The following is a 25,269-nucleotide window of genomic DNA, read 5'->3' on the forward strand; positions in this document are numbered from 1 at the left end:
ACCGGAAGCCACGTTAGACTCCTACCACTCGGCGACGCTTCCGTCAGAATGGCGCCAAAGCGGATTGCGCCAGCGATGGCCCTCGGCGGCGCGGGCGATCACGTATTCCTCGTCCACCTCGATGCCGAGGCCCGGACCCTGCGGGATGGAAACGAAGCCGTCCTCGTAGTGGAAGACCTCCTTGTTGGAGATGTAATCGAGGATATCATTGCCGGTGTTGTAATGGATGCCGAGGCTCTGCTCCTGGATGAAGGCATTGTAGCTGACGGCGTCTACCTGCAGGCAGGCCGCGAGCGCGATAGGGCCGAGCGGGCAATGCGGTGCCAGCGCCACGTCGTAAGCCTCAGCCATCGCTGCGATCTTGCGGCACTCGGTAATGCCGCCGGCATGCGAAAGATCCGGCTGGAGGATGTCGACGTAGCCGTCGGTCAGGACCTGCTTGAAGTCCCAACGCGAATATAGCCGCTCGCCGAGCGCGATGGGCGTCGAGCAATGATTGGCAATTTCCTTCAGCGCCTCGCGATTTTCCGAGAGCACGGGTTCCTCAATGAACATCAGGTTATAGGGCTGCAACTCCTTGGCCAGCACCTTGGCCATCGGCCGGTGCACGCGACCATGGAAATCGACACCGATGCCGACATGCGGGCCGATCGCCTCGCGGATGATGGCGATCGTCTCGACGGCGCGCTCGACCTTGTCCCAGCTATCGACGATCTGCATCTCCTCGCAGCCGTTCAGCTTGATGGCCTTGAAGCCACGGGCGACGACCTCGCGCGCATTGTTGGCGACGTCGCTCGGACGATCGCCACCGATCCAGGAATAGACCTTGATCTTGTCGCGAACCTGCCCGCCGAGCAGCGAGTGGATCGGCTGGCCGAGCGCTTTGCCCTTGATATCCCACAGTGCCTGATCGATGCCGGCAATCGCGCTCATGTGAATGGCACCGCCGCGGTAGAAACCGCCGCGATACATCACATTCCAATGATCCTCGATCAGGAAAGGGTCCTTGCCGATCAGGTAGTCCTCGAGCTCGTGGACGGCCGCTTGCACGGTCAGCGCCCGGCCTTCAACCACGGGTTCGCCCCAGCCGGTAATGCCCTCATCGGTCTCGATCTTCAGGAACATCCAGCGCGGAGGCACGATGTAGGTGGTCAGTTTCGTGATTTTCATAGGATCTGTCTCGGAAGTGACGGGTGGTTCGGAAGGAAAGAAGGTGATCAAGACGATGGCGTGCGCCTTCGCAACGCTTTTGCCAGATCGCGAGCCGCGAGGTCCAGCATGCGCATCGAACAGTCCCGGGCGGCGGCCTTGTCCCGCACCCTCAGGGCCTCGATCAGCGCGCGGTGGATATCCACGGCTTCGCCCCGGGCGTCAACAGCCGCGTTGGAGGCATGCAAGGCAAATTCGAGCGCTGCCTGGATGATGCTCGAAAGCTGCATGAAGACCTGATTGTGGCTGGCCTTCATGAGATTGGTGTGAAAGGCGACATCAGCGGCCGTGAAGGCTTCCACATCGCCCTCGGCTTCCTGCATGCGCTGCCAGGCGCTCTCGATTTCCGCAATCTCCTGCACCGTGGCGCGCTCGGCGGCAAGTTCCGCCGCGAAGGGCTCGGTCGCGCGACGCGCCTCCAGAATGGATTGGAGGAGGTCGAGATCGAAGATCCGGGGGCCGATCCATTCCAGCACCTGCCGATCGAGCAGATTCCACTCTTCGCGCGGGCAGATCTGGGTGCCAATCCGCGAGCGCCCCCGCACCATACCCTTGGATTCCAGGACCTTCAGCGTTTCCCGGATCACGGTCCGGCTGACGCCATAGCGGATGCCGAGCTCGTTCTCGGTCGGCAGCATGCCGTTCGGCGGGAAGAGATCGGCGCAGATGTCGGAAGCGAGCGAGCGCGTCACGTTCTTCTGCACGCGCGGACGCTTGACCGAAACGTCGCTGCCGGCCGTTGCAGGCAGCAGAATGATGCGTTCACGCGGTCTTCTCATAAACGCCTCCTTTTTTCTGCCCGTCGGGCTTTACAGTCTAATCCAGCGGATGTGGCGCGCGTGACGTAATCGGCCGACCAGCGGCCTGGCCCGGCAAATCACCAATACCGAAGACACGATACATCAGATCCTCAATCATCATACAATAAAATTTCCGGATATGATGAAAGGTTTGTGCTGACTGTCGGCTGGCAGCGCTCGTCCGCGGACTCGTCATCCTCCTGGCCGTTTTCCTCGACATCTGCGCTCAGCCGCCGCTAGCCTTCGAGCATAGATTCTACGTGTCCCCGTAAATTTTTTTCTCGTCACCAATACCTAACGCAATGACGTCCGAACGATTCTGCGGTTGGTGCGTGGCCGTACTGCAGCAGCCATATGCATTCGCGCTAAACTTGCAGAACAGATACTGCAGCGCATGACAACCCTTTACCACTTTGCAAACACACGCGCATTAGCGCTGTCAATTGAAGACGACGCGCAAATGCCTTTAACGTAGAGGCCGCCGCAGGTTACCCCAAATAAAGGGTTGTAAGTGCCACGGGAGGACGATTACCCCAGATAGAATTTACCCAAACGGATGAGGAATTCGGGAGGTGCGTATTAACCTCCCATTAGGTTTTTAAGTGCAACCTTACGGAGAACCAAGGGGGCTTGGCTTTACAGCAAAACTAGAGGTCTCGTGATGTCGATCATGTCACGTTTTACGCGTGACGCCTCCGGCGTCGCCGCGATCGAATTCGCCATCATCGCGCCGCTTTTTCTGGCCGTTATGTTTACGATGGTTGCTTGGGGCCTTTATCTCGGGGCAACCCATTCCGTCCAGCAGATCGCAGCCGACACCGCACGCGCTGCTATTGCCGGCCTCTCGGCAAGCGAGCGCAATGCCTTGGCGTCCGCTTATATCGGCGCGATGAAACCGGGCGAGTTCGCTCTCATCAATCAGAAGAAGCTCAACGTCTTGGTTGAGGACGACAAGGTTCGCCCCAATCAGTTTACCGTCAAGCTCACCTATGATGCCAGCGATCTGCCAATCTGGAACCTGATGACATTCGCCCTGCCGGACACCATCATCGCGCGTTCCGCGACGATCCGGATCGGAGGTGCATAATGCCGATTCCCCTCACCCGGAAGATGCAGGCCTTCCGATCCCGTCAAGACGGCAACGTCGCCATCATGACGGCGCTCGTCCTGCCCGCCTGTATCAGCGTGCTCGCCATCGGTGTCGATTACGGTCACCTGACGCTGGAACGCCGGGAGATGCAGGTCGCAGCGGATCTGACCGCAATCGCAGTCGCTTCCGATATGGCACATGCGGAAGCGGCAGCCTTGTCGCATATCGAGAACAACCGTCTGAACCTGGTGCTGAAAACGCCGCAGGGTTTGAAGGGACCGAGTGGTGTTGTCGTTCCGGAAGCGGCCATAGCGGACACGACCGGTCGCTTGACCCTCGAAAAAGGCCGCTACATCGCCAGTGCCGCGCTAAGCCCCGATCAGCGGTTCCAACCGGGTGTGGCACCAAGCGATGCCGTGCGCGTCACCATCGAGCAGCCGGGAACGCTGTTCTTCGCCTCGATGTTCACCACCCCACCCGTCATGTCGGCCGTCGGTACGGCCGCCATGACAAAGACCGCTGCCTTCTCTATCGGGTCGCGCCTCGCAAGCCTTGAAGGCGGATTGCTGAACGCGATTCTCGGCAAGATCCTTGGCACCACACTCGATCTCAAAGCTGTCGATTACCGCGCTTTGGCCACGGCGGATCTCGACCTCTTCCAGCTCACGCGCGGTCTTGCGTCCGACCTCAACCTGACGGCCCTGACCTATGACGAGATCCTCGCGACCGACATCACCGTGCCACAGCTTCTGACCGCGATCCTTCGTTATGGCGGTCTACCGTCCAGCACGACGACGCTCGTTTCGAAGATCCGGCAATCCCTGCCGGCAAGCGGCAAGCGCCTGTCGCTCGCCCGGCTCATCGATCTCGGAAGCAAAGGGCATCTGCGCATCGATGCGCCCACGGGGCTGGGTATCAAGGTTGGCGTGCTTGATCTCCTCCAGTCGAGCGCGGCCCTCGCCAACGGCGCTGAGCTGGTCAAGGTCGATACGATACTCGATCTCCCCGGACTTGGCTCGGTCGATCTCGCACTGGCCATCGGCGAGCCCCCAGTCGGCACGCCGCTTCACCGCGTCGGCGAACCGGGGCAGGCCGTTCGCACCGCGCAAGTTCGCGTCGCTCTCGCCATCAAGATCGAGGGACTGGCGGACCTGCTCGGCATCAAGATCAGTCTCCCCCTCTATATCGAGGTCGCGCATGCCGAAGCGAAGCTTGCAAGTATCCAGTGTCATGGCGGCAAGCCGAGCAATGCGACTGTTACGATTGACACAGTTCCGGGCGTGGCGGAGGTGTCGATCGGCCAGGTCGATGCGGCAGCGCTGAGGAATTTCGGATCGTCACCGCGGGTGACGAAGGCAAAGCTGGTCGATTCCGGCCTGCTCACGGTCGAAGGGCTGGCGTCCGTCGATGTCGGTAGCACGCAGATCAGGAAGCTGACGTTCACGCCGGGAGACATCGCGGTGGGAACAACGAAGAACGTCTCGTCGAGCGGTCTCCTGACGTCGCTGACCCAGTCCCTTCTGGCCAATCTCGAAGCAGAGATCCGGCTGCCGCTGCTTTCCCTGATGACGGAAAAGGTGGTGCAGGCTGCGCTGGCAAAGACGCTGGGCGTCGTCACACCCAGCATCGATGCGCTTCTCGAACGGATCCTCGCTGTTGCCGGCGTCCGCATCGGCGAAGCAGATGTCCGTGTCACTCAAGTCGACTGCGCAAATCCCGTTCTCGTTCAATAGCCGGGGCAAGACCCAAGACGTTCTGAGTTTGACCAAGGAAACTGGTGCACATGTTCACTGTCCTCGAATGCGTCACGGACCGGCACGACCGGTCGATCACGGTCATCTCCGGTCTGATTGCGCTTCTTGGCATGCTGGCCTTCCACCACCTGCTCCTGCGCGCGGAAGAGAGCACCGCCAGCCGACGCCGAAACTGGCGGCTGGTCGCGGCTTTCTCGGCCGGTCTCAGCGTCTGGGCCACGCATTTCGTCGCCATGCTGGCCTATGAGGGAACGGTCGCGCTGCGGTTCGACCTGATGTTCACGACGCTCTCTGCCGCCATCGCCGTCGTCGGCTTCTGGCTGTCCATCCGGCAAGGCTTTCTCGGCGCCAGCTCCATGGTCGCCTCCGCCGGGCTCATCACCCTCACCGTTGCCGCCATGCATTTCGTCGGCATGGCAGGACTTCGCGCAGAAGCGCATTTTGACTTCGAATGGCCGCCGATCGTCGTTGGTACCGTTGTCGCGTTCGCGCTGTTTATCCTGTCGCTCGTGCTCTTTTCCCGGCTGCGCGGTCCGTTCCGGATCGCAGCCCCTGCGATCTGCTCAGTCCTCGGCGTCTGCACGCTGCATTTCGTCACCATGTCGGCAACGATCATCACGCCCGACCCGTCCCTGCCGGCAATCGTCATCGACATGGCGGATAATGTCTGGCTGACGAGCGCCATTACCGGCGTCACGCTGCTGATCCTCGTCTCATCCGCCATCGGTGTCGTCATCGACCGGCATCTCGTCGATCTCAAAGGCTTTGCCAACTCCACGCTCGATGGCCTCGCCGTCGTGCGCGACGGCATCATTCTTGAGGTCAACGCCAAGTTCTCGGCGCTGCTCGATCGCGAAGACGGCGAGCTTATCGGCCGGCGCGCGGATCAATTTCTGGTTGCGATCGACGGTCAGCCAATCGACCAGCCGCGCAGGTCGGCCGTCGAGGCATCGCCACGCACGGGCGATCATGCCCGCATCTTCGAGGTCGCCGTGCACACCATCGAATATGGCGGCCGTCCTTCGGAGGTCATCGCGGTTCGCGACCTGACCGAGCGGCGCGCCGTGCAGAAGAAGGTGGAATATCTCGCGCGCCACGACATGCTGACCGGCCTCACAAACCGCTCGATCTTCCAAGAAAGTCTCCAGCTGCAGCTGGAGCGTGCCGCTTTGACGGGCAAGCCCTTCGCGCTGCTCGCGCTTGATCTCGATCGGTTCAAGGCGGTGAACGATCTATTCGGACATGCAGAGGGCGACCGGGTGTTGCGCGACGTCGCTGGAATCCTGCGCGCCAGTTGCCGCGGTGGCGACACTGTGGCGCGGATCGGCGGCGACGAGTTCGTCATCCTGACGGCGGAGGGCGTCGATACGGAGGGTGCCGGGGCGCTGGCCGCTCGCATCCGCACCACCTTCCGCGAACGCATGAACATCTCGCTCGATCCGACTGCCGTCGGCGTCAGCATCGGCATCGCCGTTTTTCCGAAGGATGGCGCCGACGCCGACGCGCTGACCCAAGCTGCCGACGTTGCGCTCTACCGGGCGAAAGCGAGCGGGCGCGGCATGCACGCCTTCTACGATCTCGCGATGGATCAGGAGCGGCGCGACCGGCGCCAGCTCGAAAGCGAACTGCGTCAGGCGATCTCGCGCAACGAACTGCACCTCCTGTTCCAGCCAATACAGTCGATCGATAAAGCGGCTATTCTCGGCTATGAGGCGTTGCTGCGCTGGACCCACCCGGTGCGTGGGAATGTACCGCCGGACGTCTTCATTCCGATTGCGGAGGAAAGCGGCATCATCCTCTCGATCGGCGAATGGGTGCTGCGCGAGGCCTGCCGGCAGGCTGCCGGCTGGGATCTTGCGCTGAAAGTCGCGGTCAACATGTCGGCCGTTCAGTTCCGCCTTCCCCACCTTGCAGGCGCCATCGCCAGCGTCCTCGATGCGACGGGGCTTGCTCCTGCGCGGCTGGAACTCGAAATCACCGAAACGGCGCTGCTTAAGGATCGTGTCGCAACGCTCGACATCCTCAGGCAGATCAAGGCGCTCGGCGTGAAGGTCGTGATGGACGACTTCGGCACGGGCTACTCGTCGCTGAGCAACCTTCAGTCCTTCCCTTTCGACGGGCTGAAGATCGACCGCAGCTTCATCGCCGAGATGGATCACGACGCCAATGCGCGCGCCATCGTCCGCGCGGTCGTCAGCCTCGGCCGCAGCCTTAATCTTCCCGTGACCGCGGAGGGCATCGAGACGCAAGCCCAGTACCGCATGATCGTCGACGAAGGTTGCGCACATGCCCAGGGCTATCTGTTCGGCAAACCGGACAAGGGGCCTGAGACATTCACCGGCGCGCGGGAGCATCGCGTCGAACTGAAGAAAACGAAGCCAAGAAAAGAGCGGAACACATGTTTGGATTGAACAAAGGCGCGGGACGGGGATCCGACATTTCGGATGCGCTTTCCAGATCACAGGCGATTATCGAATTCGACCTCGAAGGCAACATCCTAAGCGCGAACGAGAATTTCTGCCAAACTCTCGGCTATACGATCGAAGAGATCGTCGGGAGGCATCACAGTCTCTTTTGCGACCCCCAGACGGTCACGTCCGCGGACTATACCGCGTTCTGGATGCGACTGGCGGCAGGCACGTTCGATGCCGGCGCCTACAAGCGAATCGGCAAGGGTGGGCGCGAGATCTGGATTCAGGCTACCTACAATCCGGTAATGAAGGGTGGCAAGCCTTACAAGGTTGTGAAATTCGCGGCCGATATCACGGCTGCCCGAGAGAAGGCGATCGAGGATGCCGGAAAGCTGGAAGCCATTTCCCGCTCGCAAGCCGTCATCGAATTTTACCCAACCGGCGAAATCATCACGGCGAACGATAATTTCTGCAAGACGCTGGGGTATGCGCTGAGCGAAATCACCGGGCGGCATCACAGCCTGTTCTGCCGCAAGGACTATGCCGCATCGCCGGAATACAAGGCTTTCTGGTCGCGGCTGGCGGGTGGCGAGTTCATCGCCAACGAGTTCGTGCGCGTCGGCAAGGGCGACAAGGAGGTCTGGATCCAGGCCGCCTACAACCCGATCCTCGATTCCAACGGCAAGGTCTGCAAGGTGGTGAAGTTCGCTACCGACGTGACCGAGCGCATGAGCGCCATCGCCGAGATCGGCACGGCCATGAAGGCGATGTCGAACGGCGATCTCACCGCGACTCTGGACCGGCCCTTCGTGCCCTCGATGGAAGAGCTGCGACATCACTTCAACGCGACACTGGCACAACTCCGCAGCACGATGGAAAATATCGGCATCAGCGTGGCGGCCATCGCCGACGGCTCCCGCGAGATCAGTCAGAACGCCGGGAGCCTATCGCGTCGCACGGAGCAGAATGCGGCGAGCCTGGAGGAAACTGCAGCCGCGCTCGAGGAGATCACCACCACCGTCAACGATACCAGCGCCCGCGCGCAGGAGGCCGGCAGTCTCGTAAACGAGACTCGCAGCGGCGCCGAGCGGTCGGGAGCCGTGGTCGAGCGTGCCGTATCGGCCATGGCCGAGATCGCGGCATCGTCGCAATCGATCACCGGCATCATTGGCGTCATCGACGAGATTGCGTTTCAGACGAACCTGCTTGCGCTCAATGCTGGCATCGAAGCCGCACGCGCCGGAGACGCGGGTCGCGGCTTTGCGGTCGTCGCTCAGGAGGTCCGGGAGCTGGCACAGCGTTCGGCGCAGGCCGCCAAGGAGATCGGCGCCCTGATCGCCGCCTCGAACGGGATCGTGCGCAACGGCGTGGAGCTGGTGGGCGAAACCGGGCGCGCATTGGAGGAGATCGTCGGCAAGGTCACCCGGATCGACGTCAACATCGCGGCAATCGTTCAGGCCGGACGCGAGCAGGCCGGCGGTCTGCGCGAGATCAACATCGCGGTCAACGCCATGGACCAGGCAACGCAGCAGAATGCGGCGATGGCCGAGGAGAGCACGGCTGCGAGCGTGGAACTGGCGGCGCAGACGACCGCTCTTCGGCAGCTCCTCTCCGCCTTCACCTATCGCGAGATCCGGCTGCGCATCGTCGCCTGACAACAGATGCGGGGATGGGAGGCGGCAGCGCAAATCGGGCGCTGCCGAGTGTTCATAGGAAGCCGTCGGCTACGGCGCGTTTGTGGCGATAGGACACCCTACTGGACGGCAGAGGTTCCGTAGATCAGGTTCGGCAGCCACAGCGACAGTTGCGGGAAGATGCTGAGGATACTCAGCAGCACCATCATCATGGCGAGGTACGGCAGCACCTCCCGCGCATAGGCCATCATCGGCACCTTCATCACCATGGAGGAGATATACATCAACCCACCGACCGGCGGGGTGATGCCGGCGATGGTAAGATTGGTGATGAAGATGATGCCGAAATGGACGCGGTCGATATGGACGCCGTCGATGATCGGGATCAGCATCGGCGTCAGGATAATGAGCGCCGCCGATCCTTCGATTGCCGTGCCGATGACGAGCAGCATGACGTTGATGAGCAGCAGCATGACGAGCGGGTTGCTGGTTGCGCCCCCGAGCCAGCCCGACATCGCCTGCGGCACCTGCTCCCAGGCGAGATAGAAGCCGAAGGCGGCGGCCGCGCAGATCATCACCATGACGACCGCGGAGTCGCGTACGGCTTCCGCCAGCACTTCGGGGATCTGGCGCACGGTGAATTCCCGATAGCCGAAGATCGCGACGAAAAGGACGTAGACGACCACCACGGCGCCGGCTTCCGTCGTCGTGAACAGGCCGTAACGCGTGCCGACGAAGATGACGACGGGAATAGAGAGTGCCCGCAGCCCGTCGATGAGAGCTGTGCGCATCTCGACGCCGGTTGCGCGTTTGTCACGGAGCGAGCGATAACCACGTTTTCGGGCAATGAAGTACGTCGTGGTCATCAGGCCGAGCGCCAGCACCAGACCGGGCACGACACCGGCCGCAAACAGCCGCCCGATCGAGGTTTCCGCAAGAAAGCCATAAACGATGAGGCCGATCGATGGCGGAATGAGGCTCGTGATGATGGCGGCGGACGAGGTGATAACGGCAGCAAAGGCCCGGCTATAGCCGCGCTCGGCCATCTGGATGCCGAGCGTCTTCGCCAGCATCGCCGCATCCGCGTTGGCCGAAGCGGTGAGGCCGCCGAGCAGTGTGGCAAGCACGGTGCACATCTGCGCCAGAGCGCCCGTCATATGCCCGACCAGAACGTCCGCAAGCGTCAGAAGCCGCCGCGTGATGCCAGACGCATTCATGATGCAGCCCGCCAGCACGAAGAGCGGCAGCGCCAGCAGCGAGACGGACTGGCTGCCTTCCGCCATCTCCTGCGCGAAATTGGACAGAGGGATCATGTCCATGTTGAGGAAGAAGAAGGTCAGCGCACCGATCGCCAAGGCCCAGGTGATCGGCGTCGAGAGGAGGAACAGAAGAACGACGACGAGCGATGGGCCGGCCAGGTGAAAAAAGGTCATATGATCGAATCCACGATGCGATGCGTGCGCGGCCGCCAGGGGCGCTCGACGATGAGGTGCTGCACCAGCATGCCGACCGAGGCGATGGCCAAGGGCGCATAGGCAATGCTGCGAGACAGGTCGAGCGCGATGGTGTGCACATTGCGCGAGGTCCAGGCCTGCCACAGGAAGAGGCCGGTCAGCAGGACGAAGAAGGCGGTGAGGAGCAGATAATTGAACCAGCGCACGCCGTCCTGCCAACGTTCCGGCAGGGCGGCGACCAGGACGTCGATGGCGGCATGGGTGCCGAGACGCACGCCGGCAACCGCTCCGAAGAAGACGAGATAGGAGAAGGCAAGGATCGCCAGTTCGTAGGTCCAGGCTGCCGGCTGCGGAAAGATATAGCGGCTGACGATGCCCCAGAGAATGGAGACGACGATGACCAGCAGGGCCAGAACGCCGACGGCCTCGTCGAGACGTCGAAGGCTCCAGAGCGGCGGTTCGGTCGAGGTTTGGGCAGGTATGTCCATGAATGCTCCCGGCAGGGATAAGCCCGGCCATTCGCGGCCGGGCCTTGATCCTTATTGCATGGTGGCCTGAATGCGTTCGAACATGCCCGGCGTCAGGTTCGGCACCTTGCCATAGGCGGATTTCGAGGCTTCGATGAAGGCGGGGACGTCCACGTCCGAAACGATCTCGACACCGCTGTCGGCCAGCTGCTTGGCATAGCCGTCATCAGTCTCGATCGTCATCTTCGTCAGATCGGCGGCGATCTTCCGGCCTTCGTCGGTCAGCACCTTTTGCAGGTCTTCCGGCAGGCTGTTGTAGAAGCTTGCCGAGGCGACCCAGGCCGTGAACATGACCTGATGGCCGGTCTTGGAGATGACCTTGCGCGTCTCGTTCAGCTTCGAGCCGGCAATTGACCCGAACGGCCCTTCCGCGGCATCGACCACGCCGGTCTGCAAGGCATTGTAGACATCGCCCCAGGGAAGCTCCGTCGGTCGGGCGCCGTAGGTTGCGAACGTCGCCATCATGATCGGCGAAGAGGGAACGCGCACGGTAACGCCGGCGAGATCGGCAGGCGTGCGCACCGCCTTGTTGGCGATGATGTGGCGATAGCCGAAGAGGCCGTTCGGCATGATGATCTTGAGGCCTTTGGCCTCGAGCTTCGCCGAGAGCTCCTGAAAAACGTCGGAGGCAAACAGCTTGTCGCTTGCTTCGATGCTTGGATAGACATAGGGGCCGGCGAGGATCGACATATCCGGCTCGAACTGGCCGAGCTGGCCGTAATCCGTGGCGCTGAGCAGGCTCGCGCCACTCATGACCATCTCGTTGACCTTCTTCTGCGCGCCGAGCTGGTCGCCGGTCATAACGGTGATCGCGATGCGACCACCCGAACGCTCGCCGACACGTTCGGCATAGAGCTTCATAGCCTTGACGATCGGTTCGTTCGGATTGACCTGCGATGTGGAAAACCGCAGGCTGTATTCCTGCGCCTGTGCAACACCGCAAAAGGACAGCGCCGCCAGTGCGGACGCTACGAGTACGCTCTTCATGAGACCCTCCATTGCCCGGGCTCCTCCCCTGGCATCATTCATATACGAATAGATACGTTATGAAAGAATAATTCGTCGGGGTCAAGGCGTCAGTGTTCGCTTTCCCTTGAGGCCATGAAAAAGCCGGACTGCGAACAGCCCGGCTTTTTGCCAATCTCAGTGATTGATGAGGTTCGTTCAGCCCTTGAACGTGTAGTCTGCGATCGACTGCGCCTTCATCTCGATGGAGAAACCCGGACGGGTCGGCGGCATATAGGCGGCGTTTTCAATCACGCAGGGTTCGAGAAAGTGCTCGTGCAGATGGTCGACATATTCGATGACGCGGTCGGTCTTCGTGCCGGAGACGGCGATGTAGTCGATCATCGAGAGATGCTGGACATATTCGCAAAGTCCGACACCGCCGGCATGCGGCCAGACGGGCAGCTGGTATTTCGCCGCCACGAGAAGGACGGCGAGAACCTCGTTCAGCCCGCCCATGCGGCAGCTGTCGATCTGCACGATATCGATCGCGCCCTCGGCGATGAACTGCTTGAACATGATGCGGTTCTGGCACATTTCACCGGTCGCGACCTTGACCGGCGAGATCGCCTGCCGGATCTTGCGGTGGCCTGCAACATCGTCGGGACTGGTCGGCTCCTCGATGAAGAAGGGCTTGCAGAAGGCCAGCTGCTTCACCCAGTCGATGGCCTCCCCGACCTCCCAGACCTGATTGGCATCGATCATCAGATAACGGTCCGGACCGATGACCTCGCGGGCAATCGTCAGCCGACGGATATCGTCTTCGAGATCGCGCCCGACCTTCATCTTGACATGGTTGAACCCTTCGTCGATCGCCTCCTGGCAAAGCCGGCGCAGCTTGTCGTCGTCATAGCCGAGCCAGCCCGCAGACGTGGTGTAGCAGGTGTAACCCTCCGCCCGCAGCACGGCCATCCGCTCGGCCTTGCCGGGCTCGGCCCGCCTCAGGATATCGAGCGCCTCGTCGCGGGTCAGAACGTCCGTCAGGTAGCGATAATCGACGATATCGGCGATCTGCTCCGGCGACATCTCGCTGACCATCTGCCACACGGGCTTGCCCGCCTGCTTGGCGAGAAGGTCCCACACCGCATTGACGACAGCGCCGGTCGCCAGATGCATCGCGCCCTTCTCCGGCCCGATCCAGCGCAACTGGCTGTCGCTCGTCAGGTGCCGCCAGTAGCGGCCGGGATTTTCGAGCACCGTGGAAAGCTCGGTCCCGACCACGAGATGCTGCATCGCCTTGATGGCCATGCAGCAGATGTCGTTGCCGCGACCGATGGTGAAGGTCAGGCCATGACCGCCGAGACCGGGCGTGTCCGTGTCGAGAATGACATAGGCTGCCGAATAATCCGGATCGGGATTCATAGCATCCGAGCCGTCGAGGCTCTGGGACGTCGGAAAGCGCAGGTCGAACACGCGCAGGTCTGTAATGCGGGTCATGGGGGCTCCGGAGAGGTGAGATGAGGATCAGGCGTCGGCGCGGGCGGTCTGGCGCTGCGAACCGAGACCGTCGATTCCCAGTTCGATCACATCGCCGGCTTTGAGGTAGCGCGGTGGCTTCATGCCCATGCCGACACCCGGAGGTGTGCCCGTCGAAATGATGTCACCCGGCTGGAGCGACATGAACTGCGAGAGGTAGGAAACGAGATAGGCCGCGCCATAGACCATGGTCTTGGTCGTGCCGTCCTGCATCGTCTCGCCGTTGACCTTCAGCCAGAGGCGCAGGTTCTGCGGATCGGGAACCTCGTCCTTCGTCACCAGCCATGGACCCGTCGGCCCGAACGTGTCGCAGGACTTGCCCTTGGTCCACTGGCCGGAGCGCTCCGTCTGGAAGGCGCGTTCGCTGACGTCGTGGATCGTGCAATAGCCGGCGACAAAATCGAGCGCCTCGGCTTCGCTGACATATTTCGCCTTGCGGCCGATGACGATGCCGAGTTCGACCTCCCAATCCGTCTTCTCGGAGCCGCGCGGGATGAGAAGGTCGTCGTTCGGGCCTGATATGGCCGATGTCGCCTTCATGAAGATGATCGGCTCCGGCGGCACGGTCGCGCCGGTTTCAGCGGCGTGGTCGGAATAGTTGAGGCCGATGCAGATGAACTTGCCGGTGCCGGCGACGCAGGGGCCAAGACGCTCATCCGTGGAGACCAGCGGCAGCGATGCCGGATCGACGGCGCCGAGCTTTGCCAGCGCGTCGGGATCGATGGCCGCACCGGAAAGATCGGAGATGTGACCGGAGAGGTCGCGAATGGCGCCGGTCGCATCGACCAGACCGGGCTTCTCGGCGCCCTTTGCACCGTAACGAACGAATTTCATGGCAGTATCCTTGGTTTCTCAGTGAAGAGGCGGGCGGGCGGTCAGATCGACCAGCCACCGTCGATGGCATAGGCCTGGCCCGTGGTGTAGGTGGCGCCGGCGAGATGGACGGCAAGATCGGCGATCTCTTCCGCCGTTCCGAGCCGGCCCATCGGCTGGCGGGCGATGAAGGCGGCGCGCGCCGTCTCGTAGTCGCCCTGCGCGCGCATGCGCCCTTCAAGCGAGGGGCTCTCCACCGTGCCGGGGCAAATGGCGTTGCAGCGGATGCCGGCGGCAACGTAGTCGGCGGCGACCGCCTTGGTGAGGCCAATGACGGCGGCCTTGGTCGTGCCATAGGCAAAGCGGTTCGGCACGCCCTTGATGCTGGACGCGACGGAGGCCATGTTGATGATGGCGCCTTCCTTGCGCTCGATCATGCCGGGCAGTACGGCGCGGATGGTGCGGATCATCGCCTTGACGTTGAGATCGAAGGCGAAGTCGAGATCCTTGTCGGCCATCTCGAGGATCGAGCCGGAATGGACGACACCCGCGCAGTTGAAGAGCACATCCACCGCGCCGATCTCCTCGACGAGCGCCTTCACCGCGGCGGCGTCGAGGACGTCGAGCCTGTGCGTCAGGATGCCGGGTTCACCGGCGATCTCAGAGAGAATATCGAGGTTGATGTCGGTCGCATGCACGGTCGCACCCGTCCTGGCGAAGGCCAGCGCCGTTGCGCGCCCGATCCCCTGGGCCGCCGCGGTGATCAGCACCGTCTTGCCCGTCATTGTCGTCGTCATGGTTTGATCCTCACTTCTGTTTTCGTTCGACGAGCAGGATGTGGTCGGCCGCCAGCACCACCTCGTCGCGCTGGTTCAGCACCTCGCACCGCTCGATCACCCGGCCCCTGTCGGCGCGCTTGGGATCATCCTCCTTGGCGGAAATCGTCACCCGCGTCCTGATCGTATCGCCGATATGAACCGGACGCACGAATCTCAACCTATCGTAACCGTAGGAAAAGGCGACAGGATTGATGAGCGACGCGGTCATTCCGATGCCGATCGAGAAGATCATGGTGCCATGCGCGATCCTTTGCCCGCCGGGCAGCGTCTTTGCAAATTCGCTGTCCATGTGGTGCGGAAAGAAGTCTCCGGTGTGGCCGGCATGGACAACGAAATCCGTCTCCGTCATGGTCCTCCCGGTCGTCATCCGCTGGTGGCCGAGGTCGTAATCTTCGAAATAGAGCGTCTGCTCGATCATCTCATGTCTCCGGCAGCGTGCGCACAGGCGTTGCGGGTTGGGCGCTGGATTGATAGGCGGCTTCGACCAGCGCCATGGTCCGCCAGGCGTCCTCCACGCCACCGACGAGGGTCTCGTCTTCGCCGCTCGCAAAGCGCTGGAGGTTTGCCATGCGGCCGATGAAGGCGTCCGGGAACCACGTGCCTTGGAGGGGAACTTCGGTCCAGCCGCTCCCGCCTGCGGGATAGATCCAGAGCTCGTCCGGCTCGCCCTTGGGGTAATCGAGATTGACCCCGAGCTTCACGGTGGCCGCCCCCTTCGTGCCGCAGATGCGGAATTCGCAAGCCTGGAATTTCCGGCCGAAATCATGGTCGTGATTGATCGACAAGGCACAGCGCACGCTATCGCCATAGTCGAGGATGGCGCTCGTGCGGGTCTGCGCGACATCGTGGTCGGGGTGACCGATGGTCTTCGCATGAATGCCCTGCGGGTCGCCCAGCAGGCTGCGCACGAGGTCGAGATAGTGGATCGAGTGCATGGCGATCTCGATGCGCGGCAGACCTTTGAGAAAGGGCCACAGCCCCCAGGGCGTTGCGAGCGCCAGATGCGCGTCGAAATCGACGACGTCGCCGAGCCATCCACGCCGGATGGCATCGCGCAACGCCAGCATCATCGGTGCGAAACGCAGCTGGAAATTCACGGCGGCATGAAGCTTGCGCGTTCGGCAGAGGTCGAGAATCTCGGTCGCGGCTTGGAGATCCGCACCCATCGGCTTCTGGATCAGGGCGTAGGAGCCCTGCGGAAGCGCCGAAAGGATGCGGGCATGCGCTGCGGGCGGCGTCGCCAGATCGAAGATCGCGCCGGGAACTGCGGCGGCATCTGCAATCGAGTCGTAAGCCTCGACGCCCCAATGCGCCGCCGTCGCACGCGCCTTTTCCGGGTCGGGATCGTAAAGACCCGCCACGGGAAAACCGGCCTTCCGATAGGCCGGAAAATGCGCGTCGCTGACGATGCTCCCGGCGCCGAAGATAACGATCGGACGCGGGCGGCCCGGCTTCGGCCACCACTGCTGCAAGCTTGCAGGGTCGAATGTCGCGTTGCCTTCGTAAGCCTCAGTCATGATGGAAGACCTCTCCCATCATCGCCCACCACTCGCCCTCTTTCCGTGTATCGAGCGGCTTCTGGCAGGGCATGCAGACGGCCCACCATTCCCGATTGCGCGGGTCAGCCGCCATCTTGGCCATGTCAGCCGTAAAGTCGTCGCCGACATAGGTCCATGTGCCGAACAGCAGATTCTCGGGCTCCTTCAGGAAGATCGAGTACCGCGTAATGTTGCAGTCCGAGATCAGCGCCAGAATCTCCGGCCACACCGCCACATGCAGCGCCTTGTATTCAGACACTTTCTCCGGCTGCAGGCCGATGACCATTCCCATCCGTTGCATCGCGACCTCCTACTGCGCCGAGATATCGTGCGTGAACTCCGAAACGCTCTGCGCCTTCACCGCTGCCCAGTCCCAGGCGATGCCGAGGCCCGGTTCGCTGGGCGCCATCGCGCGCCCATCCCGGATCTCCATGCCCTTGGTCGTCAGGTCTTCGAGCTGCGGGATGTACTCGACATAGCGCCCGTTCGGCACGGCGCAGACGAGGCTGACATGCAGTTCCATCAGGAAGTGCGGGCAGACGGGGATGTCGAAGGCCTCGGCGGCATGCGCAACCTTCAGCCAGGGCGTGATGCCGCCGATGCGGGCGACATCGACCTGCACGATCGAGCAGGCGCCCTTCTGCATGTATTCGCGGAAGTGGCGGATCGAGTAGATGGATTCGCCAACCGCAATCGGCGTCGCCGTCGAGCGCGTCAGGCGGATATGTCCGTCGAGATCGTCGGCCGACAGCGGCTCCTCAATCCAGGCGAGATCGAGCTCCTTCAACCGCTCGGCCCGCCGGATGGCCTCGTCCACCGAAAAACCCTGATTGCAGTCCGTCATGATCTCGAAGCCTTCGCCCAGCGCCTTGCGCATGGCAGAAAGTCGGGCGAAATCTTCCGAGCCATGCGGCTTGCCGATCTTCACCTTCGATCCGGCAAAGCCCTTCTCCTTGGCTTGCAGGGCATCCTCCACCAGAGCGCCGGCTTCGATATGCAGCCAGCCGCCCTCGGTCGTGTAGAGCGGACAGCTTTCGCGCGCGCCACCGGCAAGTTTCCAGAGGGGCAGGTTCTGCTTGCGCGCGCGCAGATCCCAGAGCGCCGTATCGATCGCTGCCAGCGCCAGCGCGCTGATCGCGCCGATGGTGGTCGCATGGGTGTGGAACTCGAGCTTGTGCCAGATCGCCTCGATCCGGTCGGCATCTTCCCCCAGAAGAACCGGGGCGAGGTGGTCCGCAAGGAGCCGCATGACGGAGGAGCCACCGGTGCCGATCGTGTAGGAATAACCCGTTCCCGTTGCGCCATCGCTATCGGTGATGGTGATGATGGGTGTTTCCTGGCTGACGAAGCTCTGGATCGCATCCGTCCGCTTCACCTTCGGCTTCAGGTCCACCATGCGCAGTTCGATGCGTTCGATCCGGGCCATGTCAGATCTCCCTCGCTGCGGCGAGGCTGCGCCCGGTCTCGGCCGAGAACAGGTGTGCCTGCGAGAAATCGAAGCTCATGGCAATGCGCTCGCCGGATTTGAGCGCCCGCGGATTGAGCATGCGCGACACCCATTCGCGTCCCGCGAACTCGACGAAGACGAGCGTTTCGTTGCCGAGAGGTTCGGTGATAGAGACCGGCAGCGTCACCTCGTGCACGGCGCCGTCGCTTCCCGAACTCAAGCCATGACCGCTCGGGAAAATATCGTCCGGGCGCAGACCGAAAACGACCGTCTCGCCCTCTTTCACCCGGCCCGCAAACTGGCGCGGAAGCGGAAGGCTGTCGCCATTGGCAAAGACGAGCTGGCCCGAGGTGACCCGCGCCTCCTCCATGTTCATCGGCGGCGAGCCGATGAAGCCGGCGACGAAGCGGCTGGCAGGTCGCTTGAACACGTCGTCCGGCGTCCCGACCTGCTCGATATAACCGTCGCGCATGATGACGATCCGGTCCGCCAGCGTCATCGCCTCTACCTGATCGTGCGTCACATAGATGACGGTCGATTGCACCTTGGCGTGGAGCTTCTTGATCTCGGTGCGCATCTGCGTGCGCAGCTTGGCGTCGAGGTTGGAGAGCGGCTCGTCGAACAGGAAAACTTCGGGATGGCGGACGATGGCCCGGCCCATGGCCACGCGCTGCCGCTGGCCGCCGGAAAGCTGCGCCGGCCGCCGATCCATCAAAGCATCGAGACCGAGGATCGCGGCGGCCTCGTTGACCTGCCTGTCGATCTCGCTCTGCGGTTGCTTGGCGATCTTCAGCGAGAACCCCATGTTCTCGCGCACCGTCATATGGGGGTAGAGCGCGTAGGACTGGAACACCATGGAGATGTTGCGGTCGCGCGGCGGCAGGTCGTTGACGACAATGCCGCCGATCTCGATGGCGCCGTCCGACACGCTTTCCAGCCCCGCGATCATGCGCAGCGTCGTTGATTTGCCGCAGCCGGAGGGGCCGACCAGCGCGACGAACTCGCCGTCGGCAACATCGAGATCGATGCCGTGCACGACCTGGAGCGCGCCGTAGGATTTGACCAGTTTCCTGAGAGAGACCTGAGCCATGAGATCAGCCTTTGACAGCGCCGAATGTCAGACCTGACACAAGGTGCTTTTGAATGGCGAAGGTCAGAGCCAGCGCCGGGAGGATCATGATCACCGCCAGCGCACACATGCCGCGCCAGTCGATGGTGAATTCGGAGGTGTAGTCGAGCAAACCCACGGGAAGCGTCTTGGAGTTGACCGAGCGCGTGAGCTGCGAGGCCAGCGCGTATTCGTTCCAGCAGGTGAGGAAGGAGAAGATGCCGGCCGATGCGATGCCGGGGCCGGCAAGCGGAAACTCGACCTGCCAGAAGGCCTGCCATCGCGTGCAGCCGTCGATCTGCGCTGCTTCGGCAAGATCGCGCGGCACCTGCCGGAAGAACCCGTCGATCAGCCAGATCGTGAAGGGTACGTTGAGCGCGACATAGGTGAGGATGAGCCCGAAATGGGTATCGATGATGCCGACACGGGAATAGACGATGAAGAGCGGCAACGACAGCGCGATGCCCGGCACCGAGCGCGTCAGCATGAGGCCGAGAAACGCACCGGACTTGCCGCGAAACCGAAACCGCGCAAAAGCGTAGCCGCCGGACATGCCGATGGCGAGCGCGATGACCGTGGAGGTGATCGACACGATCAGCGAGTTGCGGAAATAATCCCAGATGGGAATGCCGCCCTGCCCGACGCCGCCGAACATGGCGCGGTAGGCATCGAGCGTGATCTCCTGCGGGATCCAGACCGGCGGCTTCGCCATGATCTCGACCGTCGGGCGCAGCGAGCTGAGCACGATCCAGAGGCCCGGCAGGCAGATGACGAGCATCGCGAGGAAAAGCCCGATCAGATAGGCGACGTGTAGAACGCGGCGCTTGAGGCGCTGTTTGGCGTTACGGTCCATCTTACCACTCCGCTCCGATCTGGGTCCGGGCGGCGGCAAGCTTCCGGAAGAAATAGACGGTGAACAGGATCGACAGGAGGATCGAGACATAGGCCATGGCGTTGGCAAGACCCATCTGCGCATCGGAATAGGCGGTGCGGCCGACCAGCGTCCAAATCAGCTCCGTGCGCCGCGCCGGCCCGCCATCCGTCATGATCTTCACGATGTCGTAGGCGCGCGCAATGTCGAGCGAGCGAATGGTCATGGCGATGTAGGCGAACGGCATGACGAAGGGCAGCGTGACGTAACGAAAGGTCTGCCAAGCGGTGCAGCCATCGACCTTCGCCGCTTCCACCGGCTCCTGCGGCATGGCGAGAAGCCCTGCGAGGATGAGGATGGCGAAGACGGAGGTGGAGGACCAGACTTCGGCAACGACGATGGCAAACAGCGCGAGGTTGCCGTCGATCAGCCACGGGATCGCCTGATCCGTAAGCCCTAGCGATTGCAGCGCGTTGTTCACGAGGCCGACATTGTCGTTGAACATGAACTTGAACTGGAAGCCGACGAGAACCGGCGAAAACATCATCGGAAACATCATCATCGTGCGCAGCGCCCGCTTGCCCCGCGTCGCCTTGTTGACGAGCAGCGCCAGACCGAGGCCGAGCAGCATTTCGAGGTTGAGCGCGATGGTGAGCAGGACGATCGTGCGCAGAAAGGCCGACCAGAAGACCCAGTCGGTCAGAATACGTTCATAATTGCGAAAGCCGGCCCAGACCCAGAGCGACGCCGGACGCGTGAGGCGAAAGGGTGTGAAGCTCGAATAGAGCGACAGAAGCAGCGGCAGCAGCACCACGGCCGCCAGCACGACGAGCGCCGGCAGCAGCAGAAGAACCGGTGTTGAGATTTTTCGAAACATGCTGTGGCACCTGATGGCCAGCGTCAAAAGCGCGTGGCCGATCGAGAACGGAGGCCCCCGAAGACCGTATGAGCCCGAAGACGGTATGGAGACGGCGGCTGGCCGCCGGGTCTTCGCCCGCAAGTGACGTTGCGGGCGAAGACGGAGAGGGCGTCAGAGCGCGCCGGCGTCCTTCAGGATAGTGGTCGCCTTTTCGGCGGCGGCGTCCAGCGCTTCCTTCGAGGTCTTGTCGCCGAGGATGGCGGCCTGAAGCTCGGGATAAACCGTGTTCGAGATCTCGATCCATTCCGGCGTCTGCGGTACGGCGAAGGCGCCCTTCGCGGTTTCCTGGAAGGTGCTCAGCACCTCTTTCTTGTAGGGGTCGGAAGCGGCCTGCTGGATGTCCCATTCCCAAACGGCGGTGCGGGTCGGCAGTGTGCCGTTTGCAGCCTCTAGCTTCTGCGAATCCTCATTGGTCAGGAACCAGACGAGCGAGGCAGCGGCCTCTTTGTTGGCGCAGGCTTCCGTGATCGAGAAGCCGTGGTGACCGGACCAGCCCGTGCGCTTGCCGGAAGAACCCTTGGGGGCCACGGTCACGCCGACATTGCCGGCGACCTTGGACGACTTCGGATCGTTGAAATAGGTCGCCCATCCCGGCCAATCGAGATTGAGCGCGACGGTGCCGGAGGCAAAGCCGGCACCAAGCTCGTCCCAGAGATAATTGGTCGTGCCGGCGGGAACGGCTTTCGCCTTGTAGAGATTGACGAACCAGTCGAGCGCACGGACGCCGGCGTCCGAATTGAAGGCGGGCTTGCCCTCTTCATCGAGGTAAGCTCCGCCTTCGGCGATCAGCATCTCGTAGAAGCGACCATTGATCGCCTCTTCCTTACCCGCGAACTGTGTACCGTAGAAATTCGGCGGGGCGGCGAAGAACTGCGCCTGGTCCGACACCTGGCTCCACGTATCCGGCGGCGCGAGGTCGTAGCCGTACTTTTCCTTGAACGCCGCCTTCTTCGCGTCGTCGCTGTAGAGGCTCTTCTGGTAATAGAGCGCCGACACGTCGAACTGCGCGCGCGGCAGCATCACCAGCTTGTCGTCGATGGTGGAGGCCTTGATGACGGTGTCGACATATTCCCCGACAATCTCCTTCGGCACCAGCGTGTTCAGGTCGACATAGAGATCGGGATATTGCGGGGCGAAGGACGAATGGTTCGAGCCGACGCACCAGGAAATCGAGCCCGAGGCGATGTCCGACTTAATCTCCTTGTCGAGCTCGAAATGGTTCTTCTTGGAGAGCACGTTGACCTTGGCCCCCGTTGCCTTCTCCCATTCCGCGATCCGCGCATAGAGCGGCTCGTATTGCTGACCACCGATCAGCTTGGCGTCGATCGTGACACCTTCGAATTTGCCCATCAGTTCGGCCGCACCGGCTGTGCCGTGCGCCAGAACGAATGCCACGACGCCGGATGCGGCGCCACACAGCAGCTTGTTCATCAGATTCCCTCCTCCGAGTGCACTCCTCCTCGGGAGCACGGTCTCTCATCTGCGAGAAACTCATTCATATACAAACAACATTTTCAGGCGTCGTCAAGCGTCAACTTTGCTTTGTCGGGCAATCGTTCTTCGTATATGGAAATGCGTATTCACAGGGGATCCCGAATGTTGGACGGAGAAGACGATCGTTACCGCGCACCGGCGCTGGACAAGGGGCTCGATATTCTGGAGCTTCTGGCCGGTGTGGATGGCGGGCTGACGCAGGCGGAAATTTCCAAGAAGCTCAATCGCAGCCCGAACGAGTTCTACCGGATGCTCGACCGCCTCGTGCGGCGCGGCTACATCACCCGCATCGATGGTGACCGCTATTCGCTGACGCTCAAGCTCTTCGGCCTTGCGCAACTGCACGCGCCGACACGCCGTCTGGCGGCCTACGCGACCCCGCTGATGCGCGACCTTGCGCAGCGGACGCGGCAGGCCAACCAACTTGCCGTGTTCGACCGCGGCTCCGCCGTCGTCATCGCCCAGCAGGAAGCACCGGATTACTGGGGCATTTCCATCCGTGTCGGCTCGCATATCAGCCTGTTCGACACCGGCTCCGGCCACGTCCTCCTCGCCTTCCGCCCGCCCGAGGAGCGGGAGATGATGATCTCGGAACACGTCAAGAGCCGGAAGGACATCGAACTGACGCCGGAGTTCTACGCGCGCCTCGACGAGATCCGCGCCCGCGGCTACGAAATGATGGCGAGCGCCCAGACGGCCGGCGTATTCAACCTCTCGGCGCCGATTCTCGGTCCGGACCGTCGCGGAATTGCGGCCCTCACCGTGCCTTACATCAGCCTCGTCAACGCGCCATCTGCGCCCGATATCTCGACAACGATCTCCCTGCTTCAAAAGACCGCCGAGCAGCTTTCGCTTCTCGCCGGCTCCGACGTCCAGCACGACAACCCGGCGGAGCTATGAGGCTCCGTCAGTCCGCGAACCGGTACATTCTTATTTGAAACCTCTGCTTCCCTGTGAGAGTGTCCAATTCGGCGCATGACGCGGGAGGAGCACGCATGATCATCGACACCCATCTTCACCTGATCGACAAGACGGCCCTCACCTATCCGTGGCTTGCCTCCGTCCCGGCGCTCGATCGGGACTACCTCTACGAGACCTATCGCCAGGAGGCCCTGCGCTGCGGCATTGCCGCAAGCCTGCACATGGAGGTCGATGTCGCGGCCGAGGAGATCGAGGCCGAAACGCAGCATGTGGGGCAGCTCGCAGCGCTCCCCGAGAGCCTTGTCGTCGGCGCCATCTCCGCCTGCCGGCCGGAAGACGAGAGCTTTCCCGCTATGCTGGAGCGTCAGCGTGAAAACCCGCTGGTCAAGGGCTTTCGCCGTGTCCTCCACGTCATGCCGGACGCGCTGTCGGAAAGCGCGGTCTTTCGCGACAACATCAAGCGCCTCGGGGGCACCGGCCTCACCTTCGATCTCTGCGTGCTGCCGCGCCAGCTGGGCCACGCGGCGGCCCTTGCCGACCTCGCACCCGATGTGACCTTCATCCTCGACCATTGCGGCGTTCCCGATATCAAGGCAGGCGATATCTCGCTCTGGCGGGACGAGCTGAAGGATGTCGCACGTCGGCCGAATGTGGTCTGCAAGATGTCCGGGCTCGTCGCCTATACCGATCCCCACAGCTGGAGCGTGGACACGATCCGCCCCTATGCGGAAACCGCCATCCTGCAATTTGGATGGGACAGGGTCGTGTGGGGCAGCGACTGGCCCGTCTGCACGCTCGCCGGCAGCCTCTCGACCTGGGTCGCCGCCACGCATGCGCTGCTCGCAGGCAGCAGCGATGCCGAGCGCCACGCGCTGCTGGCCGGCAATGCGCTGAAGCTCTGGAGCCTCGATCTTCCCACTGGAACTTGAGGGATCGCCTCAGATCGTCATGCTGACATGCCGCTCCCGGCCATAGATCGAGACGAGCAGGATGATGACGGCGCCGAGCGATGCCTGTACGGCGGCCGGCTGGAAGCCAAGGCCGATCAGCAGCGTGTTGATCTCAGTGAGAACCAGCACGCCGGCAATCGTGCCGAGATAGCTGCCGCGCCCGCCGACCAGCGCCGCGCCACCGACCACGACCGCGGCAATCGTCTGGAACAGATAGGGCTGGCCAACATCGCCATAGGCCGAGCCGGTGAAGCCGAGGAGCAGGATGCCCGTGACGGCGGCGAACAGGGCGCTGAGCGAGAATGTCAGCATCCACATGCGCACGGGGTCGATCAGCGCGAGAGAGGCTGCGCCGAGATTGCTGCCGAGGGCATAGAGACGCCGCCCGTAGGGTGTGCGGGCGAGAACGAGCACGATGAGCGTTGCGAGCACCGCGAGTGCCGGCACCACCCAGGGAAAGGGCAGCGGCCCCGCCGAACCGCCGATGGAAACGAAAGCGGAGACGTAGGGTGGCGCGGAACCGGACGGAAACCCCTTCGTCCAAAGCAGGACGGCCCCCTGTACGATCATGCCGATCCCCAAGGTTACGATGAGCGGATGGATATCGAGCCGCCGCGAGATGTAGCCGTTCAGCGCGCCGATCAGCATTGCGACCACGACGACGAACAGGCAGACGAGCGCGAAATTCCACCTGTCGCCATAGAGCTGTGCGGCAACCACGTTAGCGAAACCGATGATGAACGGAATAGACAGATCGATTCCGCCGAGGATGACGACGAGCGTCTGCCCGATGGAGGCAACGGCGAGGAGAGCGGCGATAACCAGCAGAGCGCGGATGGCAAACGGCGAGGAATAGCCCGGAATGACGAGCGTGCCGACAAGATGCAGCACGCCCGCAATGAAGAAAGCCATGAGGATTCGGCCGTTCGTGCCGGCAAGGCCCGAGCGGATGCGGAGGGCGAGGCCCGGCCTTGCCTGTTCCGGGCGACCTGTTTCGATGGCAGCCATG

23 protein-coding genes are annotated in these 25,269 nt (G+C 62.5%); 6 read left to right on the forward strand and 17 right to left on the reverse strand.

Translation table 11 applies throughout. The annotated features are described in order from the left end of the window. Positions 1–21: 21 nt before the first annotated feature. Together dgoD and GA0004734_RS19270 are read right to left on the reverse strand one after the other, a co-directional pair. The gene (dgoD, locus tag GA0004734_RS19265) at positions 22–1,170 is read right to left on the reverse strand and encodes a galactonate dehydratase (RefSeq protein WP_092937044.1); all 1,149 of its coding nucleotides are present in this window, start codon (positions 1,168–1,170) and stop codon (positions 22–24) included. A 47-nt stretch (positions 1,171–1,217) separates the two neighbouring features. Then, positions 1,218–1,988 carry a FadR/GntR family transcriptional regulator gene (locus GA0004734_RS19270; RefSeq protein ID WP_092937046.1) on the reverse strand — a complete coding sequence of 257 codons (771 nt, stop codon included), beginning with the start codon at positions 1,986–1,988 and terminating at the stop codon, positions 1,218–1,220. 682 nt (positions 1,989–2,670) lie between these two features. On the opposite strand from GA0004734_RS19270, the gene GA0004734_RS19275 reads away from it, so the two are divergent. From GA0004734_RS19275 to GA0004734_RS19290, 4 genes are read left to right on the forward strand one after another with little or no spacing between them, the layout of a single operon-like run. Further along, positions 2,671–3,096, forward strand: a complete 426-nt coding sequence (locus GA0004734_RS19275) for a TadE family protein (protein ID WP_092937048.1) — start codon at positions 2,671–2,673, stop codon at positions 3,094–3,096. Beyond that, on the forward strand, positions 3,096–4,832 hold the full coding sequence (locus tag GA0004734_RS19280; RefSeq protein WP_092937050.1) for a pilus assembly protein TadG-related protein: 1,737 nt from the start codon (positions 3,096–3,098) through the stop codon (positions 4,830–4,832). Before GA0004734_RS19275 ends, GA0004734_RS19280 begins: the two co-directional genes overlap by 1 nt. 50 nt (positions 4,833–4,882) lie before the next feature. Next, positions 4,883–7,264, forward strand: a complete 2,382-nt coding sequence (locus GA0004734_RS19285) for a bifunctional diguanylate cyclase/phosphodiesterase (protein ID WP_092937053.1) — start codon at positions 4,883–4,885, stop codon at positions 7,262–7,264. After that, complete coding sequence (locus GA0004734_RS19290) at positions 7,252–8,919, forward strand: methyl-accepting chemotaxis protein (protein WP_092937055.1); 1,668 nt, start codon at positions 7,252–7,254, stop codon at positions 8,917–8,919. Before GA0004734_RS19285 ends, GA0004734_RS19290 begins: the two co-directional genes overlap by 13 nt. Before the next feature lie 98 nt (positions 8,920–9,017). On the opposite strand, the gene GA0004734_RS19295 is transcribed toward GA0004734_RS19290, so the two are convergent. The 14 genes from GA0004734_RS19295 to GA0004734_RS19360 all read right to left on the reverse strand — a co-directional run bounded on the left by GA0004734_RS19295 (position 9,018) and on the right by GA0004734_RS19360 (position 22,245). Then, positions 9,018–10,331, reverse strand: a complete 1,314-nt coding sequence (locus tag GA0004734_RS19295; RefSeq protein ID WP_092937057.1) for a TRAP transporter large permease — start codon at positions 10,329–10,331, stop codon at positions 9,018–9,020. Continuing rightward, a complete protein-coding gene (locus GA0004734_RS19300; RefSeq protein ID WP_092937059.1) occupies positions 10,328–10,840 on the reverse strand; it encodes a TRAP transporter small permease in 513 nt (170 codons plus the stop codon). The genes GA0004734_RS19295 and GA0004734_RS19300 overlap by 4 nt, the downstream gene beginning before the upstream one ends. Before the next feature lie 51 nt (positions 10,841–10,891). Beyond that, positions 10,892–11,866: a C4-dicarboxylate TRAP transporter substrate-binding protein gene (locus GA0004734_RS19305; RefSeq protein ID WP_092938184.1), complete on the reverse strand. Its 975-nt coding sequence runs from the start codon at positions 11,864–11,866 to the stop codon at positions 10,892–10,894. Between the two features lie 177 nt (positions 11,867–12,043). Further along, on the reverse strand, positions 12,044–13,321 hold the full coding sequence (locus tag GA0004734_RS19310; protein WP_092937061.1) for an L-fuconate dehydratase: 1,278 nt from the start codon (positions 13,319–13,321) through the stop codon (positions 12,044–12,046). A 27-nt stretch (positions 13,322–13,348) separates the two neighbouring features. Next, positions 13,349–14,194 carry a fumarylacetoacetate hydrolase family protein gene (locus GA0004734_RS19315; protein ID WP_092937063.1) on the reverse strand — a complete coding sequence of 282 codons (846 nt, stop codon included), beginning with the start codon at positions 14,192–14,194 and terminating at the stop codon, positions 13,349–13,351. Between the two features lie 41 nt (positions 14,195–14,235). Further along, positions 14,236–14,970, reverse strand: coding sequence for an SDR family oxidoreductase (locus tag GA0004734_RS19320; RefSeq protein ID WP_092937065.1), 735 nt, complete (start codon positions 14,968–14,970; stop codon positions 14,236–14,238). A 10-nt stretch (positions 14,971–14,980) separates the two neighbouring features. Then, positions 14,981–15,430, reverse strand: coding sequence for a MaoC/PaaZ C-terminal domain-containing protein (locus GA0004734_RS19325; RefSeq protein ID WP_092937067.1), 450 nt, complete (start codon positions 15,428–15,430; stop codon positions 14,981–14,983). A 1-nt stretch (position 15,431) separates the two neighbouring features. Continuing rightward, on the reverse strand, positions 15,432–16,529 hold the full coding sequence (locus GA0004734_RS19330) for a Gfo/Idh/MocA family protein (RefSeq protein ID WP_092937069.1): 1,098 nt from the start codon (positions 16,527–16,529) through the stop codon (positions 15,432–15,434). Further along, positions 16,522–16,851 carry an L-rhamnose mutarotase gene (locus tag GA0004734_RS19335; protein WP_092937071.1) on the reverse strand — a complete coding sequence of 110 codons (330 nt, stop codon included), beginning with the start codon at positions 16,849–16,851 and terminating at the stop codon, positions 16,522–16,524. Before GA0004734_RS19335 ends, GA0004734_RS19330 begins: the two co-directional genes overlap by 8 nt. Positions 16,852–16,860: 9 nt before the next feature. Next, a complete protein-coding gene (locus tag GA0004734_RS19340; RefSeq protein WP_092937073.1) occupies positions 16,861–17,976 on the reverse strand; it encodes a mandelate racemase/muconate lactonizing enzyme family protein in 1,116 nt (371 codons plus the stop codon). A gap of 1 nt (position 17,977) precedes the next feature. Beyond that, a complete protein-coding gene (gene ugpC, locus GA0004734_RS19345; protein ID WP_092937075.1) occupies positions 17,978–19,087 on the reverse strand; it encodes an ABC transporter ATP-binding protein in 1,110 nt (369 codons plus the stop codon). A 4-nt stretch (positions 19,088–19,091) separates the two neighbouring features. Then, positions 19,092–19,958, reverse strand: coding sequence for a carbohydrate ABC transporter permease (locus GA0004734_RS19350; protein WP_092937077.1), 867 nt, complete (start codon positions 19,956–19,958; stop codon positions 19,092–19,094). Position 19,959: 1 nt separating this feature from the next. Beyond that, positions 19,960–20,853 carry a carbohydrate ABC transporter permease gene (locus GA0004734_RS19355; protein ID WP_092937079.1) on the reverse strand — a complete coding sequence of 298 codons (894 nt, stop codon included), beginning with the start codon at positions 20,851–20,853 and terminating at the stop codon, positions 19,960–19,962. Positions 20,854–21,006: 153 nt separating this feature from the next. Continuing rightward, on the reverse strand, positions 21,007–22,245 hold the full coding sequence (locus tag GA0004734_RS19360; RefSeq protein WP_245292597.1) for an ABC transporter substrate-binding protein: 1,239 nt from the start codon (positions 22,243–22,245) through the stop codon (positions 21,007–21,009). A gap of 246 nt (positions 22,246–22,491) precedes the next feature. On the opposite strand from GA0004734_RS19360, the gene GA0004734_RS19365 reads away from it, so the two are divergent. Both GA0004734_RS19365 and GA0004734_RS19370 read left to right on the forward strand, forming a co-directional pair. Further along, on the forward strand, positions 22,492–23,289 hold the full coding sequence (locus GA0004734_RS19365; protein ID WP_092937083.1) for an IclR family transcriptional regulator: 798 nt from the start codon (positions 22,492–22,494) through the stop codon (positions 23,287–23,289). 95 nt (positions 23,290–23,384) lie between these two features. Then, a complete protein-coding gene (locus GA0004734_RS19370; RefSeq protein WP_092937085.1) occupies positions 23,385–24,239 on the forward strand; it encodes an amidohydrolase family protein in 855 nt (284 codons plus the stop codon). A 9-nt stretch (positions 24,240–24,248) separates the two neighbouring features. On the opposite strand, the gene GA0004734_RS19375 is transcribed toward GA0004734_RS19370, so the two are convergent. Beyond that, on the reverse strand, positions 24,249–25,268 hold the full coding sequence (locus GA0004734_RS19375) for an ABC transporter permease (RefSeq protein ID WP_092937087.1): 1,020 nt from the start codon (positions 25,266–25,268) through the stop codon (positions 24,249–24,251). Between the last annotated feature and the right edge of the window lies 1 nt (position 25,269).

The sequence above is a fragment of the Rhizobium sp. 9140 genome (assembly GCF_900067135.1).
GTDB lineage: Bacteria > Pseudomonadota > Alphaproteobacteria > Rhizobiales > Rhizobiaceae > Ferranicluibacter.

What these genes read in the sequence shown, in the direction of transcription:
- dgoD (WP_092937044.1), bottom strand. Translation starts at nt 1,170, where the DNA reads ATGAAAATCACGAAACTGACCACCTACATCGTGCCTCCGCGCTGGATG.
- GA0004734_RS19270 (WP_092937046.1), bottom strand. Translation starts at nt 1,988, where the DNA reads ATGAGAAGACCGCGTGAACGCATCATTCTGCTGCCTGCAACGGCCGGC.
- GA0004734_RS19275 (WP_092937048.1), top strand. Translation starts at nt 2,671, where the DNA reads ATGTCGATCATGTCACGTTTTACGCGTGACGCCTCCGGCGTCGCCGCG.
- GA0004734_RS19280 (WP_092937050.1), top strand. Translation starts at nt 3,096, where the DNA reads ATGCCGATTCCCCTCACCCGGAAGATGCAGGCCTTCCGATCCCGTCAA.
- GA0004734_RS19285 (WP_092937053.1), top strand. Translation starts at nt 4,883, where the DNA reads ATGTTCACTGTCCTCGAATGCGTCACGGACCGGCACGACCGGTCGATC.
- GA0004734_RS19290 (WP_092937055.1), top strand. Translation starts at nt 7,252, where the DNA reads ATGTTTGGATTGAACAAAGGCGCGGGACGGGGATCCGACATTTCGGAT.
- GA0004734_RS19295 (WP_092937057.1), bottom strand. Translation starts at nt 10,331, where the DNA reads ATGACCTTTTTTCACCTGGCCGGCCCATCGCTCGTCGTCGTTCTTCTG.
- GA0004734_RS19300 (WP_092937059.1), bottom strand. Translation starts at nt 10,840, where the DNA reads ATGGACATACCTGCCCAAACCTCGACCGAACCGCCGCTCTGGAGCCTT.
- GA0004734_RS19305 (WP_092938184.1), bottom strand. Translation starts at nt 11,866, where the DNA reads ATGAAGAGCGTACTCGTAGCGTCCGCACTGGCGGCGCTGTCCTTTTGC.
- GA0004734_RS19310 (WP_092937061.1), bottom strand. Translation starts at nt 13,321, where the DNA reads ATGACCCGCATTACAGACCTGCGCGTGTTCGACCTGCGCTTTCCGACG.
- GA0004734_RS19315 (WP_092937063.1), bottom strand. Translation starts at nt 14,194, where the DNA reads ATGAAATTCGTTCGTTACGGTGCAAAGGGCGCCGAGAAGCCCGGTCTG.
- GA0004734_RS19320 (WP_092937065.1), bottom strand. Translation starts at nt 14,970, where the DNA reads ATGACGACGACAATGACGGGCAAGACGGTGCTGATCACCGCGGCGGCC.
- GA0004734_RS19325 (WP_092937067.1), bottom strand. Translation starts at nt 15,430, where the DNA reads ATGATCGAGCAGACGCTCTATTTCGAAGATTACGACCTCGGCCACCAG.
- GA0004734_RS19330 (WP_092937069.1), bottom strand. Translation starts at nt 16,529, where the DNA reads ATGACTGAGGCTTACGAAGGCAACGCGACATTCGACCCTGCAAGCTTG.
- GA0004734_RS19335 (WP_092937071.1), bottom strand. Translation starts at nt 16,851, where the DNA reads ATGCAACGGATGGGAATGGTCATCGGCCTGCAGCCGGAGAAAGTGTCT.
- GA0004734_RS19340 (WP_092937073.1), bottom strand. Translation starts at nt 17,976, where the DNA reads ATGGCCCGGATCGAACGCATCGAACTGCGCATGGTGGACCTGAAGCCG.
- ugpC (WP_092937075.1), bottom strand. Translation starts at nt 19,087, where the DNA reads ATGGCTCAGGTCTCTCTCAGGAAACTGGTCAAATCCTACGGCGCGCTC.
- GA0004734_RS19350 (WP_092937077.1), bottom strand. Translation starts at nt 19,958, where the DNA reads ATGGACCGTAACGCCAAACAGCGCCTCAAGCGCCGCGTTCTACACGTC.
- GA0004734_RS19355 (WP_092937079.1), bottom strand. Translation starts at nt 20,853, where the DNA reads ATGTTTCGAAAAATCTCAACACCGGTTCTTCTGCTGCTGCCGGCGCTC.
- GA0004734_RS19360 (WP_245292597.1), bottom strand. Translation starts at nt 22,245, where the DNA reads ATGGGCAAATTCGAAGGTGTCACGATCGACGCCAAGCTGATCGGTGGT.
- GA0004734_RS19365 (WP_092937083.1), top strand. Translation starts at nt 22,492, where the DNA reads ATGTTGGACGGAGAAGACGATCGTTACCGCGCACCGGCGCTGGACAAG.
- GA0004734_RS19370 (WP_092937085.1), top strand. Translation starts at nt 23,385, where the DNA reads ATGATCATCGACACCCATCTTCACCTGATCGACAAGACGGCCCTCACC.
- GA0004734_RS19375 (WP_092937087.1), bottom strand. Translation starts at nt 25,268, where the DNA reads ATGGCTGCCATCGAAACAGGTCGCCCGGAACAGGCAAGGCCGGGCCTC.